Consider the following 16,069-nt stretch of genomic DNA (forward strand, 5'->3'; position numbering starts at 1 on the left):
CTGCTTAAACAGAGAAAAGAGACACTGCTATGCAACATATCATTGAGGGCTTCCTCAACTTCCAAAAAGAGATTTTCCCTCAACGTAAGGAACTCTTTCGCAGCCTGGCCTCCAGCCAGAATCCTAAAGCACTTTTCATCTCCTGCTCAGACAGTCGTCTGGTGCCAGAACTGGTTACGCAGCAGGAGCCAGGACAGCTTTTCGTTATCCGCAACGCGGGCAATATCGTCCCTTCTTTTGGCCCGGAACCGGGCGGTGTATCTGCCACCATCGAATACGCGGTCTTGGCGTTAGGCGTGACGGATATCGTTATTTGTGGGCACTCCAACTGTGGTGCGATGAAAGCGATTGCTGAAAGCCAGAGTCTGGATCCGATGCCTGCGGTCGCCCACTGGTTGCACTACGCCGATGCGGCGAAAGCGGTAGTCGAGAAGAAAACCTGGGATAACGCTATCGACAAAGTGAATGCCATGGTGGAAGAGAACGTTATCGCTCAACTGAATAATATTAAAACGCATCCGTCTGTCGCTGTCGGACTGCGTAATAATGCGCTGCGTCTGCACGGCTGGGTGTACGACATTGAAAGCGGTGAGATCCGTACGCTGGATAAAAACAGCAAAACGTACGTTTCACTGGCAGACAATCCGCAGGTGCATTTCGAGTAAAATCTTTATCTGGAGCAAGGATGCTCTGGCAACGTCACGCCGCCCCTTCCCCCCGCCACTCGTTCCGTAAGTGGACAAAAAACGCGCTTGCGACTAGCTTTTAAACTAACCGTTAATATTGCTGTATGGCACCCGGTGAATTGAAGCGACAAAAGGAACTCGTGCGAATGCAGGCCAAATATAAAAAAATAATAAATATGCTTTTTTATCATGAGTCGTGGGACATCATGATTATCAAGGATAATGGTTCGCATACCTTTCCTACTAACACGTTGGATATACTGAAGCGTACCCCTGCGCAGCAACTTAAAAAGAAACACACCTTTCAGGCCGATCCTTTCATCATTGAAAGAGATAATAAAGTTTATATTTTTTATGAGGCTTTACGCTTCCGTAATTCGAAGGGGATCCTACGCTGCCGTATACTCGATGCCGACTTAGCGGAACTCGATGATGTGAAGCTCGACGGTTTCGATTATCTAAAATGCCATTTATCCTTTCCTTTTGTATTTGAGAACAATGGCCAGCTCTTTATGATCCCTGAGTCTTCAGAAAGAAAAGAGGTTATTTTATTTCAGTGCGTAGATTTCCCGCAACGCTGGAAGGCGATAAACGTTTTAATCTCGGACGAAGCATTAACCGATAACGTATTTTTCTCACTACACGGTGCCTGTTATCTGTTATCGACGACAATGAATAATGAGCTGATGATCCATACTGCCGAGAGCGTGAGCGGTCCGTGGCAGAAAATCACGCCCACTTTGCAGTTGAGCAACCTGCATCAGCGAGGCGCCGGGGCGCCCCATAACATCGGCAATACACTGTACTTTCTCACTCAGGAATGCACGCCTGAAACCTATGGAAAATCAATTTACATCAAAGCATTAGTCACGCTAAACGCATTTTCTTTTGATGAAAAGCTTATTGCACAGGTCAATGCCGCCATCAACCAAAGCGACGGTGTACATACCTTAAACTTCACGAATAACTATCTTGTCTACGATAGTAAAATAAACACCTTTAGTTTTTTATCGATACTCAAAAAAATATCTTATAAGTGCATGGTGAAATTCAGAAATTTATCTCTTACCCGACGCCACTCATAGCCCTGTATTTATAGCCGTGGCCTTGGTGAGTCAACAATCTTTTTCATAAGATTTCCTCTGGAGGCTGTATGGCAATACTTGTCACAGGTGGCGCAGGTTATATTGGTTCACATACCGTGTTGACGCTTCTCGAAAGAGGTGATGAAGTTGTGATCATCGATAATCTCACGAATGCCTCACAAACATCATTACATCGGGTCGCAGAACTCACCGGAAAAGAACCGATTATTTACATTGCCGACGTTCTGGACAGAGAGGCATTAAAAACGATTTTTTCACACCATGACATTAGTGATGTCATTCATTTTGCTGGGTTAAAATCAGTTTCAGCATCCATAAAAGAACCCCTCGCGTATTATAATAACAATGTCACCGGAACGCTGGTTTTACTGAGTGAGATGCTGACTGCGGGTGTTCACAGCCTAATCTTCAGCTCTTCCGCAACGGTCTACGGAGATCCGGAAAGCGTGCCGCTCAGCGAACAATCGCGCACCGGGGGAACAACGAATCCGTATGGCACCTCTAAATTAATGGTCGAACAGATTCTGGCGGATTTTTCCCACGCACACCCTGAGTTTCGCCTCACCTGCCTGCGCTATTTTAACCCCGTCGGTGCCCATTCCTCAGGCCGAATTGGTGAGGATCCAAATGGTATCCCCAACAACCTGGTTCCCTATATTTCTCAGGTCGCGATTGGCAAGCTTGAAACCGTGTCGGTGTTTGGCAATGACTACCCAACCCCGGATGGCACTGGGGTACGTGATTATATTCACGTGATGGATCTGGCAACCGGCCATTTAGCGGCTTTGGATTGCCAGAATAAAGGTCCAGCCTATAAGGTGATAAACCTCGGTACCGGCATCGGCTATTCGGTGATGGATCTTATTGCCGCTTTTGAAAAAGCGGCTCAACGAAAAATTAATTATCAGATTGTTGCACGAAGACCCGGGGACATCGCCGAATGTTGGTCTGACCCGTCGCTGGCGCGCGAAGTACTGGGCTGGCAGGCTACCTACACGCTTGATGACATGATGCGCGACACCTGGAACTGGCAGAAAAATAATCCTGATGGTTATCACGCTTAACACCCATCAACAATGAGCCTGCGGGCAGGCTCATTGTTGCTAATGGCTAACGCGCCGTGATCGTCGACACACGATACCATCCGCTGCTCTGCTTCCCTTCATTGGCAAAGTTAATTCTCGCGGCACCCGACTTATCCACGATCGCCACTTCAATGGCGTATTTTCCTCTCGGTAACGCACCGGGCATAGGGAGTTGATAATTCAGCTGATGTTGACCCGGCAGCCAGCGACGAATGTCTTCCGGTGAATTCCCCTGAGCAACAACATTGTTAGCATCATTAATAATACGAAATGACAGGGTGTAAGGAAGGTAAATCGGCGCAACGCCGTCATTATACCAGGTACTGATCAGCGCCAGGCTGCGACCATTTTCCCATACTGACTCATGGCTCAGAGAGGCCAGACGAAAGCGATAGCCCAGCCTGGCCAGTGCATCATCGACAATCGGCCGATACTCACTGGGCACCGTTCGCGATTTCAGGTTGAGGGTACTGGCATGATGCTTCACCGCCCAGTCAAAAATCCCCTGCACCTCTGCGCGCGTATAATGAAAAAGATTCTTCCAGTCCAGCATATACGAACAAATCTCCAGACTCACCGGCGATCGTTTCCAGGCATCGTTTAACCCGGAATAACTTTTCTGCGCAGCCAGCAATCGTTGCGGGTAATCATCTGCCATGTGATTCCAGTCATTGGAAAACACACGCAGGTCGCCCCAGCAGTCCGCGCGCCATCCAGCTCCTCGTGCCACCGCATTGGCCAGGCTTTGCCCACCGCTCATCAACATAATTTTTGGCGTTACGGGAAATGCAGCAAAGTGCATGGCGACGTAGCGATCTAGCTGCTCGGTGGTATATCGTTCCAGCAAGGGTTGCAGCACATCTTTCGGGAAGTTGCTGTTATGCCATTCTCCCCACGATCCCACCATGCCAATATCGACAAACGCCAGGTTCTGATTACCATCGTAGCGCTTGCCAAAAGCGTTCAGCAGACGTTGGCTGTAGGCTATAAACAGGGGATCGTCGAGATCCGGGATAAAGGTTTTATGATCGGGCGTCCATTTTCCTTTCACCCCTTTTTTAATCAGCCAATCGGGGATCTGCGAGCCGCTTTCAGGCTCCGCAAGGGCCATAAACCGCAGCCCCACGTTCATCGCGGGCCGATGCGCCGCCGCATATTTGAAGGCATCATCAACCAGCACAAAATTGTACTGGCCTTCCACTGGCTCCAGTTCCCGCCAGTAGAAGCGTTCATATTCAAACCCGGTATTAGGGTAATCCGCCAGGCCCAACGTTTCACCATAACCCTGATGAAAACTGGCCACCCCAATCCCGGGGTTGGTCAGCGGACCGGTTACGGCTTTGGGAGTGACGGTGGTTAATGCAGCCATGGCCGTCAGCGGAAAGAACACACTCAATAGCGCCAAACCCCATTGACTCTTCATCGCCGTAACGCCTCCACCCGTTGGTTAACGCTAGTGGTTTTTCAGGCTTAGCCACCAGTCCCAAATACCCACATGAAAATTCTGGAACACATCAATACCCAACGCGGATTTGATCATATACAGCGTCAGCAATACGCAGCAGGTAACGAACAACACAACAAACAGCAGTAACAATGCGATCAGGATATTGGATAGCGTCGATTCCCGACGATGCCAGTGACGTAAATCCCTGCCAAACAAAAAGACCAGGTAAAAACGTCTACCGAAAAAGGGAAAGCTTCTACGAATATCAACCTGGTGTCTCGATCCCAGGGTAATAGCAAGGACCGCTTTTTCGACGCCGTCTTTTTGTTCAGCGGTCAACCCCTGCGAGATCTTCTCATCCAGTTGAGCATAAAATCGTTCAATGACGGGCGGTCGGTTCTGAGAGTTGGGCAAAATTAACCTATATCTTTATCAATAGCGTGATAGACGGTGACTGTTTGTCTGGCGATTTCATGCCAGTTATAGTTTTGCAAATATACACTATAGTCAACGCTATTTGCTGTCGCCCATCTCGCCATTTTCCCGGCCAGACTCGCCAGATTACCCACCTGAAAATACGCCTCTGCGGGTAACTTGACCTCCAGATTCGCCGGAATATCGCTCACCACCGCAGGCAGAGAAAATGACATCGCCTCCAGCAGCGCTATCGGCAACCCCTCATGATACGACGGCATGACAAACAGTTTTGCCTGCGAAAACACCGCCTGAAGTTCATCGCCGCGTAAAAATCCGGTCATCACCACACCAGGCGTATCAGCGGCCTGCTGTTTGAGACGAATACTGTATTCGGTCGGGTGATCCGCATCGCCAATTAACACTAATGGCATCGTCAAACCACTTTGTTGGTAGGCTGAAATGGCATCATGCATGCCTTTTTCTTCCACGAATCGCCCCACCACCACAAGATAGTTTTTCGGCTGGAGACCATAACGCGACAGCGTCTGGTGAAGGGTATGTTCTGATAATGTTCGCGGTGCGTTCACGCCATTGTGAATTAAATGCGCATCATAGCGGCGATGCTTATTCTGGATAAGCTGATTAATAACTTCAGATATTACAATCACTTCATTGGCATATCTCACTGCCCAGCGTTCACCGAGCAATAATATTTTCTTTGCCACATACCCCCATTTCTGGCGGTCATAGTCAGGTCCATGATGGGTGAAAACGACCTTCTTGCCCAGTAACCGCAATACCGGAACCACTAATCCCGGACCAATCGCGTGGACGTGCACGATAGTCGAGTGGTCAAAACAGGTGCTGAACGCGGCTAAAACGGAATGAACAATCGCTTCCAGCGAGCGTTTTTTAGGTGCCCACAGTGCATGGGTTTCGACATTCTTATACGATGAACGGGTGTAATTCACGTACGGCGAGCGGGCGATAACACAAATATCAACATCGCATAGCCGTTTAATTTCCGGATAAAGATGTTGGCAGTGCGTTTCCACCCCACCCAATACATCGGGAATACCGCGCGTGCCAAATACCGTTATTTTTTTACGCATATTATGGCCTGCCCAGCAGTTCTTTATACAGTGCCTGCAACGTTTCCATATGACCACTGAGCGCATATTTATCACTCAGCCGTTGACGTCCATTGATGCCCATTACCCGTGCTTTCTCCGGGTCTTCGACCAGCGTATCCATCGCCTCTGCCAACGCCTGCGCATTACCCGGCGTAAATAATATCCCTTCAATACCATCGCGAATTTGTTCAGGGATCCCGCCAATACGTGAGCCAATGACCGGCTTACCTAATGACATTGCCTCTAACACCGCCATCGAACAGTTTTCATAACATTCCGAAGGCAGGATCACCGCCCGGGCATGTTTAATCAGTTGGTCCAGGGCTTCCCCTTGTTGTACATAGCCTAAAAACTCCACGTCCGGATATTGGGCAATCAACTCGTCATGTAACGGGCCATGACCGACAATTTTCAGCGGCGCCGGGTTACGCATTTTCTGGTGAGCGGCCAGTAACGTAGCCACCCCTTTTTCCCGGCTCAGGCGGCCAAAGTACAGCATATAACCTTCATCGCCAGTCATCTCCACGGGCCGGCTGTCATCTACGCCATTGACGATGACATCGATACGCGAATGCGGCAGCACACGTAGCAAAATGCCGCGTAAAAATGCGCTGGGGGACACGATCACATCCAGCGCCTGATAATTTTGCGCAATGTATTGCCAGGTAGCCTCTAAAGAGAGCAGTAAACTCCTGGCGGCAGACCCTTCCTGACAGCGGTATCTGAAAGCATTGAAGACGGTCCCGGTAATACAGGCATCGCACACTTTCCCGTCGCGTAGCATAGAGTATGAAGGACAGACAATTTTATAGTCATGGGCGGTCAGCACCGTTTTACAGCCAAAATTGCGTGCGACTTTAATTAGCGCTGGCGTTAGCTGATGATAGATATTATGAAAGTGAACGATATCCGGGCGTTCTTTTTGCAGCAAGACCTGCATTTTTCGACAGGCTTCGGCGTTATGAATAAAGTTAACCGCCGTTTTAATACCGCCTAACAGGTTACTGTCTGTATGGTAATCAACATTTTTGACAAAAAAATTCGCATACTCCGAGGGGAAATTTTTCTCATGCTGCATCGAAAAATCAATCACCTGCACGCCGGCCTTTTTCAGCATCTCGCGTTCCTGAAAATAAACCGTTTCCGCCCCGCCCTTTATAAAGAAAAACTTGTTAACCAATAAAATTTTCATTACACCCGCTCTTTTTATTGTTGAATGATTTTACTGTTGGGCGGCGTCAGCGGATCGCGCACAGGATGAAGACACCCTTTCAGCAATCCCACGGAACGGACAATCATATTAATGACGCTTTGAACCCCATCGCTGAGAGAACGATTTTGCACAATTTTCCACAGTGTGAACGCCAGTAATGGCAGCAACACCAGGGTAATAATGCTGCCGTTGACGGTGACCAGTGCGGCAAGCAAGATCAACAGATACAGCGCAAATACCGCCTCATTTTTGACCATCTTGAGGGCGCGGGTGAAATACGGTGTTCCAAAACTACAGCGCAACAGCTCTCCCGGCGCCTGGTAATAGCCGCTCAACCACCGATGTTTCAGCATCTTGAAGGTCGGCAGGGTGTGTGACGTATGGCTAAAATAAGGGATATCCAGACGACGCAGTTTGTAGCCGGCATCGGTTAATCGCAGCCCCAGTTCGGCCTCTTCATAGGCGTGCAAATTCCGGTTGGTCAGATAGCCAATCTTTTCAATCGCCGCGCGACGATACAGCCCGCCGCCGCCTAAATGGTCACAATCGCCCACGGGATAGATCTGGTTAATGCGCTGTTTACGGGATTTGAACTCATAGTTCACGGCATCATCCATTTCGACGGTTCCCGCCACGCCGGCATACTCTTCATGCGCCTGTAAAAAGGCGACGGCCCGATCGACAAATCCCTCTTCCAGCGCCATATCGCCGTCCATCAGCAGCAGATATTCGCCTTCGCTATAGAGGTAGCCCAGCTGGTGTCCGACACCGCAGCAGCGATCGCCCGGCTCCGTTAATGACACCACCGTCACCCCTTTATTCACCGCCAGTTGCTGGGTGCTATCTGTCGACAGGCTATCAGCCACAATAATTTTATGCGGATATCCCACCAGCTGTCGGCGGATGCTGTCGATGGTTTTCTCAATACCTTTCGCTTCGTTGAGCGTTTTAATACTCACCGAGATAAACGGGATATTATCCATACCCTCCTCCTGCGCTGCGAAGAACGGTGCGACGAATCACTAAGCTTGAACCGAGCGATAAATAAAACAGGAACTGTAGCATCGGCGTTATCATCAGGATTTGGCTATAAGGTAAGCTCACTAAACACGCGATCGCAAAAGCGTTATACGCTGGCGCAAAGCTCAACAGTTGCAGATCCTGCGCGTCCAGTTGTTCAAGCGCCAGTACCGGTTTCGGCTGACACACTTTTAGAATATAAATAAACAGACCGATAAACAGCAGCGTGCCAATCACGCCAATTTCCCACAGCAGCATACTCAGCGACGTGGAGTCCAGGATCAGGTTATAAACAATATTCAAAAACCCAGGTGATACCGAACTTCCGCTGTTGGTCGCATTCAGGCCGTAGCCAAATAGCGTACCGGACAGTCCCCACAGATCGTTATTTTTAAGCCAGAACAGAAACGTCGTGAAGCGGCCCAGTTCACCGGTCGACATGATGTAGTTGGGATCAAAGATATAGCTGAGTGAATCGATAAAAACGCTAAAGGCGCTTTTGGTCGGATCGCCGCCAAAAGCAGACGAATAGTACCAGGCCAGAATCATCACCGACAGACCGATGAGTACCAGCATGCCAATAACAATCAGCAATAACGTTTTGAGATTAATTTTACTGACGTCTTTAACATAGCTCGGCGAAATCCACACCCAGGCCAGGAACAGCGGTGAAAGCAAGATGACAAACTTCACTTCACCAATAATACACAGCCCAAACCCAAGAATAATATGCAGCGCCATCGATTTAAACGTCGTCAGCCCGTGTTTATATTCCGAGAGCTTAAGCAACATAATCAGCAGGCAAAATAACCCCATTGCCGCCGTATTACCGCCGCCCATTGGGTCGCCCCCGAAGGTCCCGACCACCGAGTCCCATTTTTCCTCTTCGCCGCGCTGCGCCACGCGCTGGGGAACCACCAGTAATACCTGATAAATCATCACCGGGACCTGGGCGTAAAACACCCAATACAGATAGCGTGTTGCCCGATAAATCTGTGATTCCCGGCAGAATCCCAGCAGTAAACAGATCATCACCAGCGACAGTGCTATCTCGTTTTTAAAGGCCACAATCGCGACGGTTACCCCGCCCTGCAGCAGGGTTGAAGCCCCAGCCAACAGCAGAAAAGAGAAATACAGCGCAAGAATAATGGTCTCCTGGGTATCCAGATGCAGCGGGCTCTCACGCGTTTGCATCACCATTAATCCGACCATGAGCAGCGTCAGGAAAAACGGGATCCACAGCACCGATTGCATACCGGTAAAATATTGCACCAGTCCACACAGGATCAGCGTGATAAAGGTATAGGCCTGTAAATAATATCCGGTATTCAGGGTCATAATATCACCGGCTTGTCTTTCAGCAGATTGGCGCGCTGGTTCATTTTGAAATAAATAAACCCATAGCGAATAAATGTCAGCGCAGAGAACAAGATGACTGACGTGGCATAGTCTTTATAAAAATAGGGCACCACCACAAAAGCGACTAACACAATCGCCAGCTGTTCGAGCTGAATACGCAAAAAATAGCGATGGGAGCCAAAAATAAGTTCAATTACCGTGAGTGGGCTGATTGCCAGCGCTGGGAACAAATAGGGCAGCATATAGCGGGATGTCTCAATGGAGTTAATCCAGTCCTCGCTAAACCCCAGCCGCATCACGATGGGATAGAAAATAAACACCCCGAGCGTACAAACCACCCCAAGCACTAACAGCAGCAAACGCACCTTTGTATATTCCTGATAATTAAAGGTGTTATTTCTGAAATCAATAGACCACTTGGAGAAAATGGTATTGCGCACCGCATTGCCGATGATCACCACAGGTGCCAGACAGAACCGACTGACGACGGAAAAATAGCCCGCCGTCAGCGCCGAGAACCAGAAGTTAATCAGCATAATCGGTAAGTTGCTGCTGGCCATCGCCAGCACCTCAGCGCTGCCGACCTTGCTGATGTGATGAATGTTTTGCTTAAAAAATCTCCAGTTATTCAATGGATGCAGATGCCCAGACGTCACCGAGCGGATATCAAACGAATGCAAAATACAGCTCGATGTCAGTAGGATCATCGCGCACGCCCACGACCAGTAAAAGGTCTGTACCTGATGCGTGAGCAGTACCGAGAGCACCACCACTACCGAAACCGAAATACGCTGAAAAATCAGAAAATAAAAATTGGCCGTGCGCAGCGATAAGTTTTCTGAGATTAACGCCCACGCCGTAGAGAGCGTCAATAAATAGAGAAACAGGATATTCTGGTGAAACAACCACGCAGTCAGTACAGCGTAGGGCAACGCAATCAGCGTGCTTTGCAGCAGGCAAAACACCACATTTTGCGCGAGACTGTCGTCCTGCTGCTTAGGAATTAACAGCTGTGAGGCAAAGGTGCAAACCTGCGCCCCCACCACGGCAATACTGTAGTTAAGCGCATAAAGCCCAACTTCGGCCATGTCATACTTATGTGAGATCAACCAGATAGACAGCGCACCAATCAACTGCGAGATGATTGATGAGCCAGCTATCGTGGATGCGCTCTTCAGTAGACTCATACGCGGCCTGGTGTCGTCAACAGTTGGTCAGTGCTGAAGTTCAGTGAACGCAGCCCTTCTTGCGTTTCGAGGTTTTTTTCTTCCACCCCGTTCAACACCGCGCCAATTACCACCCCCTGATTATCCTCAATCTTATCCAGCGCGCTGGCGATCGTCTGTGCCGTCCCCACACCGGCTTTCACGATGAAAATAACCCCGTCGGCAGCGCGCTTAATCAGCTGAATATCCTGGCTCTGATTCACCGCCGCCACATCAATAATAATGCGCTGATAGCGCGACTTCAGCTCGCGCATCAAAGGCTCTACATTTTCCGACGACAGCATCAGTAAAGAGGAGATAGTGGACTTACCTCGCGGGATAAAATCAAGATTCTCATGTATCGTCATCCGCGCGTTCTCCAGCACGATTTCGCCCCGTAGCAGCTCCGCCATGCCCGCAGATGCCGGCGTGGCGAGTTCATTCGTCAGGCCATCGTTATTAAAGAAGTCTGCATCAATGAGTAGCGTTTTCTGATCGAAACTAAAGGAGCTTGCCAGCAAATTTGCCAGCAGGGAACGCCCTTCACCGTGCCCGGCAGACGCCACCGCAACCGTCTGTAATGGCCGGCTATCCAGCATTATCCGGGTACGAATACCGTGAATAATGTCGGCATTCAGCGGGTTCTTCAAAATCATATCCCGTACCTGCGCGCGCCCGGTTGTCCCGCTAAACCGGCGGATTTCACCCAGTGGGGTGACGTTAAGGCGTTGACTCATACGGCTCAGGGTGCGAATGGAATTGTCCATTGCTGCTTTGACGATGAAGTACATGATGCTAAACACCACCGCCATCAGGACCACCATCATCAACAGCAATGACTTATTCGGTTTTACCGGTTTTAACGGTGGCACTGCAGGATCGTACAGCACGGCATCTGCATTGACACCGGACAACGACAGTTCCTGAGTGCGCTGATACAGCGATTTATACAGGTCTTCCATTTTGTCTAACGACAGTTTCTGGCTGTTATAGCCATCTCGTTTGGACGCCATTTGTTGGAAGATGTCTTTCTGCTGCGCCACCTGCTGCTGATAATTCTTTTCATCCGCCAGCGCGGCCAGATATTGCTGACGTAAGCCAACTTTCAGTTCGCCCAGCACCCGCCCGGTTTGACTTTGGATCGACTGAACGTCGGCTTCCGCTTTTAAAATCGTCGCGTGTTTCGGCCCATACAGTTTTCGCTGTTCCGACAGCGCGCGCTGCGCCTGAATCAACGCGATACGTAAGTCCTGAATCTGGGCGTGGTCAGAAACAGAGGGCAAAGAAATGATGCTCTCAAGGGTTCTCCCCCGGCCATTCACTTCGTTATAGACCGACTCCGCCGCAACCCGACGCTGGGTCGCATCGGCCAGACGATTAGTCACAATACTAAGCTGCTCGGTTTCAAAGCCATCAATACCGCGAAAGGTCAGCAGGCCGGCATTTTTCAGGTAGCCATCCATCGTCTCTTTTTGCTTCACGATCGCAGCCTGTAGCTCTGCCATCTTTTCCGCATTCAGCGCCTTCGCGTCCTCCACTTTCTGCCGTTTTTGCTCAACCGTATAGTTGATGAAAGCCTGCGCGACGCCGTTGGCTATTTCAGCCGATTGCTGTGCTGAAGGTGATTCATAGGAAATAGAGGCCAGATTGGTCGTGCGAATGCCGATGACTTTCAGATGTTGTGATAAGGTCTTCAGCGCCTGGTCGACTCTCTGTTGTTGATTATCCCCGCTATTAGCCCCCGCTACGGCCAATTTAGTGCCGGTAAAATCGGGATTTTCATCCAACTTCAGGTCGCGTACCGCCTGCTCGAGAATAATACGTGACTGCATCAGCGCGTATTGCGTTTCGTAATATCCGCTACGCGTTGAATCAAAACCATCCACCTGTGGAAACGGCGAAACGTTATCGGCTTGTGCCTTAATCAGCACCGTCGCCGTCGAGACATACTTTGCTGACATCATGCTGATCAAGGGATACGCCACTACTCCGGCGATAATTCCGGTTAGCGCAATTTTCCAGGCGTTCTTTTTAAGTTCTTTGGCAAAGCGGGAGAGTTCGACTGCGTTTTCTCGCTTTTTGCCGTTTTCCACTATAGAGAGTTTCATCATTAGAAGAACCCCATGCCAATGATCACAACGTCACCTGGACGCACCGAGTGCGTTAAATCCACATTCTCCAGCAGCTGATGACTGCCCGCCTGGCGAATATTGATATCTTTACGGTCAGCGCGATCGGTAAATCCGCCCGCCTGAGCGATCGCTTTCTCCACGGTAAGCCCCGGCTCATACGCAAAAGCATTAGGGCTTTTCACTTCGCCTGATACGTAGTATTTACGGAATTCAGCGACGCTAACCGTCACCATGGGATTAACCATATATCCATTACGCAAGCGTTGCGTTAATTCCGCAGTCACCTGGTCCGGCGTTTTCTCTTTTAATGCGAGCGTGCCAATATAAGGGAAATTGATGGTTCCGCTTTTATCGACGATAAATTTCATGGTCATCTCGGGTTCGCCGTAAACCACAATATTGACCGTATCCCCCGCACCAAGACGGTAATCCTCTGCGCTTGCCGCAGGGTCGTCCGTTAATGGTGGCCTGGACGTTGCGCATCCGACCAACAGGATACTGAATAGAAAAAACGCGCACAGTTCTATTATTTTCATTTTAGATCTGAACCTTAGCTGTAAGCATAATCATAGAATTATCATAACCTAGCGTTCTGATGACTTTATATTTGTCGTTGGGACCGATATAAAACGAGTCAGTATCCTTATTAGAATTCAATGTATCTACCTGATATTTAATCGCAAAATTCACCGACGGCGTGTAGTCATAGCTCATCGTTACGCTAAATACACCATTTTTATCATGGCGATCTTTGTTCTGTTTTTTATAATCTTCCATGGTGTATGCATAGTCGAGAAGGGTAGAAAAGCGATTACCCAACCAAAAATGCTGGTAAGAAATCCCATATTCAGTAACTAAAATATAGCCCCCAACTTCCGATGGGTCTTTAATACTTTGTGACGTCCGCGCGGTGAAAACTGACTGCTGTAACGGTTTCCACTCTCCTTTTACATCCCAGTTTAGACCATTAAAATCATGCGAGTTTGGATCGTTTTCAAATGTTTTGTATAACCATGAAATATTCATGTCGACATTCGTTTTACCCGTCAACTGCGATTTCAGGCCGTAAAGCAAATAGTATTCATTACTGTCTTTTTCTGAGTTGTTATCGTAATGACGCTGGTTAGTAATAAAGCTATAGCGAAAACGTGTTCTCGACGTGTACTGGTCAAATATCTCCGCAACCAGGCTATTCTCATGCCATTCCTGCTGCTGAATGTAGGTATAAAATTCTTTACTGGTATCCTGAACATCCGACGTATTACCGAACGTCAGCTTTTTATATAACAACGCCAGTTCCGCTTTACCGCGCCCATCCGGCGCGCCGTAGCTGTAGCGCAGTTCGCTGTTGATAAAATTGGTCGTCAGTGGAGATTTAATCCCATACTGGCGAAACTGACTCGGCAAAAAGCCCTCAGTAATATCGCGACCACGATCTTCATGCCCAAGCGAATCTTCCAGATTTAGGGTTAAGCCGTGCATTCGCCCGTAACGCCAGGCACCGTTAAAACGGAAAAAATGATCGTTGTAGTTATCCGCAGAATCGCTGGAGTAGTGGCGATAATCCCCCGAATACATCAGCAAATACGTATCCTGACCGCGCTCACCGATCATACTCAACACGGGCGCAGCACTCTGAAAGGCGGAACCTTTCGCATCACGGTTATGTGGCTGATATGTCACGTTATCATCATAACCATAATCCACAGCAACCTTGCCCTGGAAGTCGATCCCCGCAAAGCCAATGTGTGATTTCGGTGTCAGATCAGCCCATGCGGACTGCGATATCACGATCCCGGTAATAACGAGTATTTTAGTATGCATTCTTACCGACAAATCCTTTGAAAATAGTTTTAATAATAATTTTTATATCCAACCATAATGACCAGTTTTGAATATATTCAATGTCATACTGGACTCGTTTTTCCATCTTATAGAGCGCATCGATTTCCCCACGAAACCCATTAATCTGCGCGAGACCGGTGATCCCTGGCTTCACTTTATGGCGGATCATGTAATTTTCGACCTGCTTACGGTACTGCTCGTTATGCGTAACTGCATGCGGTCTGGGACCGACAATCGACATACTTCCCTGCAACACATTAATAAATTGCGGCAGTTCATCGAGCGAGGTGCGACGTAAAAAACTACCGAATTTCGTCACCCGTGGATCGTTCTTCGTAGCCTGAATAACGGTGTCAGAATTCTCCATCACCCGCATTGAGCGAAACTTCCAGACCTTAATTTTTTGCCCACTCAGACCATAGCGGTCTTGTTTGAAAAATACCGGGCCGCGCGAGGTGAGTTTGATCCCAATGGCGATGACTAGCATCAGTGAGGAGATCATCACCATAATGAGACTCCCGAGTACCAGATCTTCAGTCCGCTTAATAAACGATCCTGCACCTTCAAACGGCGAGCTAAAAATGCCGATGGTTTGCAGGTTGTGGATCGAGCGCAGCTTGGACATATTGTTACTGTAGGTATAAAAGTCAGGCACAATATAGGTATCGACCGTGGTATCAGACATCATCGCCAAAAAATGACGAATGCGCTGTAACGCCACCATCGGTAGCGCAATATAGATCTCATCTATATTCCCATTTTTGGCTTCTTCAACTAAATTAATGACCGAGCCGCGAAAGGGGCTTTTTATTTTATCAACCACATCGCCACAACGATCTGGACTGCGCTCATCATAAAATGCCAGGTCTAACTTGATGTTGGCGTATTCCGTAGTCAACGCATTTTCCGCCGCCAGACCATTCTCAGTCAGGCCAATAACGGCAACACGCACATATTTTTTTGTTGAATATTTAAAAAGAAAAAAACGAATAGAATAGAGAAAAGGCAGTGGAATAAAATACCAGTAGATGATGGCAGAGCAAAAAGGAGGTGCCAGAGGCTCGAGGTATCCCAGTGACTCAGGTTCAGCTACCGTCATGCTCAGCAGTTCGTTAAAAAAAATAGCCAGCAGCGTGCACGAAATCAGCCGTTTCTGATTACGTAAACCAATGGTTTTTATCTTTTGCTGATACATTTTAGTGTATTCAGCAAACAACAAAAACATCAGCGAGAAGATCACACTGAGGATAACAATCGTCGAAAACGGCACTATGCCTAGCAGATGCGCGCTAAAAATTAACGTAATATTGATGACAAGGAAATCGACCAGTTTTAAAAAGACTGGATATCCTTGACTGCTAATCTTTAGCGAATTCTTAAGCATATCTCAGCCTATTATCGGTTGATCTTTAATTGTTTTT

The 16,069-nt window shown here is 48.5% G+C and carries 14 protein-coding genes; 3 read left to right on the forward strand and 11 right to left on the reverse strand.

The window, feature by feature from the left end; translation table 11 throughout:
• The first annotated feature begins 29 nt into the window (after positions 1-29).
• From M2374_RS18845 to galE, 3 genes are all read left to right on the forward strand, one after another.
• The gene (locus M2374_RS18845; protein WP_146717362.1) at positions 30-665 is read left to right on the forward strand and encodes a carbonic anhydrase; all 636 of its coding nucleotides are present in this window, start codon (positions 30-32) and stop codon (positions 663-665) included.
• Positions 666-832: 167 nt separating this feature from the next.
• The gene (locus tag M2374_RS18850) at positions 833-1,771 is read left to right on the forward strand and encodes a hypothetical protein (RefSeq protein WP_135911553.1); all 939 of its coding nucleotides are present in this window, start codon (positions 833-835) and stop codon (positions 1,769-1,771) included.
• Positions 1,772-1,839: 68 nt separating this feature from the next.
• The gene (gene galE, locus M2374_RS18855) at positions 1,840-2,856 is read left to right on the forward strand and encodes a UDP-glucose 4-epimerase GalE (RefSeq protein WP_135911552.1); all 1,017 of its coding nucleotides are present in this window, start codon (positions 1,840-1,842) and stop codon (positions 2,854-2,856) included.
• Between the two features lie 46 nt (positions 2,857-2,902).
• Here galE and M2374_RS18860 read toward each other — a convergent pair whose 3' ends face one another.
• Genes M2374_RS18860 through M2374_RS18910 form a run of 11 tightly spaced genes read right to left on the reverse strand, consistent with a single transcriptional unit; the run spans position 2,903 to position 16,032 of the window.
• Positions 2,903-4,300: a DUF4832 domain-containing protein gene (locus tag M2374_RS18860; protein WP_181688841.1), complete on the reverse strand. Its 1,398-nt coding sequence runs from the start codon at positions 4,298-4,300 to the stop codon at positions 2,903-2,905.
• 30 nt (positions 4,301-4,330) lie between these two features.
• Positions 4,331-4,738: a hypothetical protein gene (locus M2374_RS18865; protein WP_117343210.1), complete on the reverse strand. Its 408-nt coding sequence runs from the start codon at positions 4,736-4,738 to the stop codon at positions 4,331-4,333.
• Between the two features lie 2 nt (positions 4,739-4,740).
• Positions 4,741-5,853, reverse strand: a complete 1,113-nt coding sequence (locus tag M2374_RS18870; RefSeq protein WP_146717365.1) for a glycosyltransferase family 4 protein — start codon at positions 5,851-5,853, stop codon at positions 4,741-4,743.
• A gap of 1 nt (position 5,854) precedes the next feature.
• Complete coding sequence (locus tag M2374_RS18875) at positions 5,855-7,066, reverse strand: glycosyltransferase family 4 protein (RefSeq protein ID WP_181688840.1); 1,212 nt, start codon at positions 7,064-7,066, stop codon at positions 5,855-5,857.
• A gap of 14 nt (positions 7,067-7,080) precedes the next feature.
• Positions 7,081-8,070 (reverse strand): glycosyltransferase, encoded by a 990-nt coding sequence (locus M2374_RS18880; RefSeq protein WP_115257671.1) that lies wholly within the window; start codon positions 8,068-8,070, stop codon positions 7,081-7,083.
• Positions 8,063-9,445 (reverse strand): capsular biosynthesis protein, encoded by a 1,383-nt coding sequence (locus tag M2374_RS18885; protein ID WP_181688839.1) that lies wholly within the window; start codon positions 9,443-9,445, stop codon positions 8,063-8,065. The genes M2374_RS18880 and M2374_RS18885 overlap by 8 nt, the downstream gene beginning before the upstream one ends.
• The gene (locus M2374_RS18890) at positions 9,442-10,653 is read right to left on the reverse strand and encodes a capsular biosynthesis protein (protein ID WP_115257669.1); all 1,212 of its coding nucleotides are present in this window, start codon (positions 10,651-10,653) and stop codon (positions 9,442-9,444) included. Before M2374_RS18890 ends, M2374_RS18885 begins: the two co-directional genes overlap by 4 nt.
• Positions 10,650-12,779, reverse strand: a complete 2,130-nt coding sequence (locus tag M2374_RS18895) for a tyrosine-protein kinase domain-containing protein (protein WP_181689109.1) — start codon at positions 12,777-12,779, stop codon at positions 10,650-10,652. Before M2374_RS18895 ends, M2374_RS18890 begins: the two co-directional genes overlap by 4 nt.
• Positions 12,780-12,781: 2 nt before the next feature.
• Positions 12,782-13,339 (reverse strand): polysaccharide biosynthesis/export family protein, encoded by a 558-nt coding sequence (locus tag M2374_RS18900; protein WP_096756031.1) that lies wholly within the window; start codon positions 13,337-13,339, stop codon positions 12,782-12,784.
• A 1-nt stretch (position 13,340) separates the two neighbouring features.
• Positions 13,341-14,627 (reverse strand): outer membrane beta-barrel protein, encoded by a 1,287-nt coding sequence (locus tag M2374_RS18905; RefSeq protein WP_137399095.1) that lies wholly within the window; start codon positions 14,625-14,627, stop codon positions 13,341-13,343.
• Positions 14,617-16,032, reverse strand: coding sequence for an undecaprenyl-phosphate glucose phosphotransferase (locus tag M2374_RS18910; protein WP_115257667.1), 1,416 nt, complete (start codon positions 16,030-16,032; stop codon positions 14,617-14,619). The genes M2374_RS18905 and M2374_RS18910 overlap by 11 nt, the downstream gene beginning before the upstream one ends.
• Positions 16,033-16,069: the final 37 nt, after the last annotated feature.

Origin of the sequence: Citrobacter sp. JUb117 (genome assembly GCF_024809055.1) — a bacterium.
GTDB lineage: Bacteria > Pseudomonadota > Gammaproteobacteria > Enterobacterales > Enterobacteriaceae > Citrobacter > Citrobacter gillenii.

Excerpts from the sequence above, each read along its gene's own strand:
- M2374_RS18905 (WP_137399095.1), bottom strand. The coding sequence starts at position 14,627 with ATGCATACTAAAATACTCGTTATTACCGGGATCGTGATATCGCAGTCC.
- M2374_RS18895 (WP_181689109.1), bottom strand. The coding sequence starts at position 12,779 with ATGAAACTCTCTATAGTGGAAAACGGCAAAAAGCGAGAAAACGCAGTC.
- M2374_RS18900 (WP_096756031.1), bottom strand. The coding sequence starts at position 13,339 with ATGAAAATAATAGAACTGTGCGCGTTTTTTCTATTCAGTATCCTGTTG.
- M2374_RS18885 (WP_181688839.1), bottom strand. The coding sequence starts at position 9,445 with ATGACCCTGAATACCGGATATTATTTACAGGCCTATACCTTTATCACG.
- M2374_RS18870 (WP_146717365.1), bottom strand. The coding sequence starts at position 5,853 with ATGCGTAAAAAAATAACGGTATTTGGCACGCGCGGTATTCCCGATGTA.
- M2374_RS18850 (WP_135911553.1), top strand. The coding sequence starts at position 833 with ATGCAGGCCAAATATAAAAAAATAATAAATATGCTTTTTTATCATGAG.
- M2374_RS18860 (WP_181688841.1), bottom strand. The coding sequence starts at position 4,300 with ATGAAGAGTCAATGGGGTTTGGCGCTATTGAGTGTGTTCTTTCCGCTG.
- galE (WP_135911552.1), top strand. The coding sequence starts at position 1,840 with ATGGCAATACTTGTCACAGGTGGCGCAGGTTATATTGGTTCACATACC.
- M2374_RS18845 (WP_146717362.1), top strand. The coding sequence starts at position 30 with ATGCAACATATCATTGAGGGCTTCCTCAACTTCCAAAAAGAGATTTTC.
- M2374_RS18910 (WP_115257667.1), bottom strand. The coding sequence starts at position 16,032 with ATGCTTAAGAATTCGCTAAAGATTAGCAGTCAAGGATATCCAGTCTTT.
- M2374_RS18890 (WP_115257669.1), bottom strand. The coding sequence starts at position 10,653 with ATGAGTCTACTGAAGAGCGCATCCACGATAGCTGGCTCATCAATCATC.
- M2374_RS18880 (WP_115257671.1), bottom strand. The coding sequence starts at position 8,070 with ATGGATAATATCCCGTTTATCTCGGTGAGTATTAAAACGCTCAACGAA.
- M2374_RS18875 (WP_181688840.1), bottom strand. The coding sequence starts at position 7,066 with ATGAAAATTTTATTGGTTAACAAGTTTTTCTTTATAAAGGGCGGGGCG.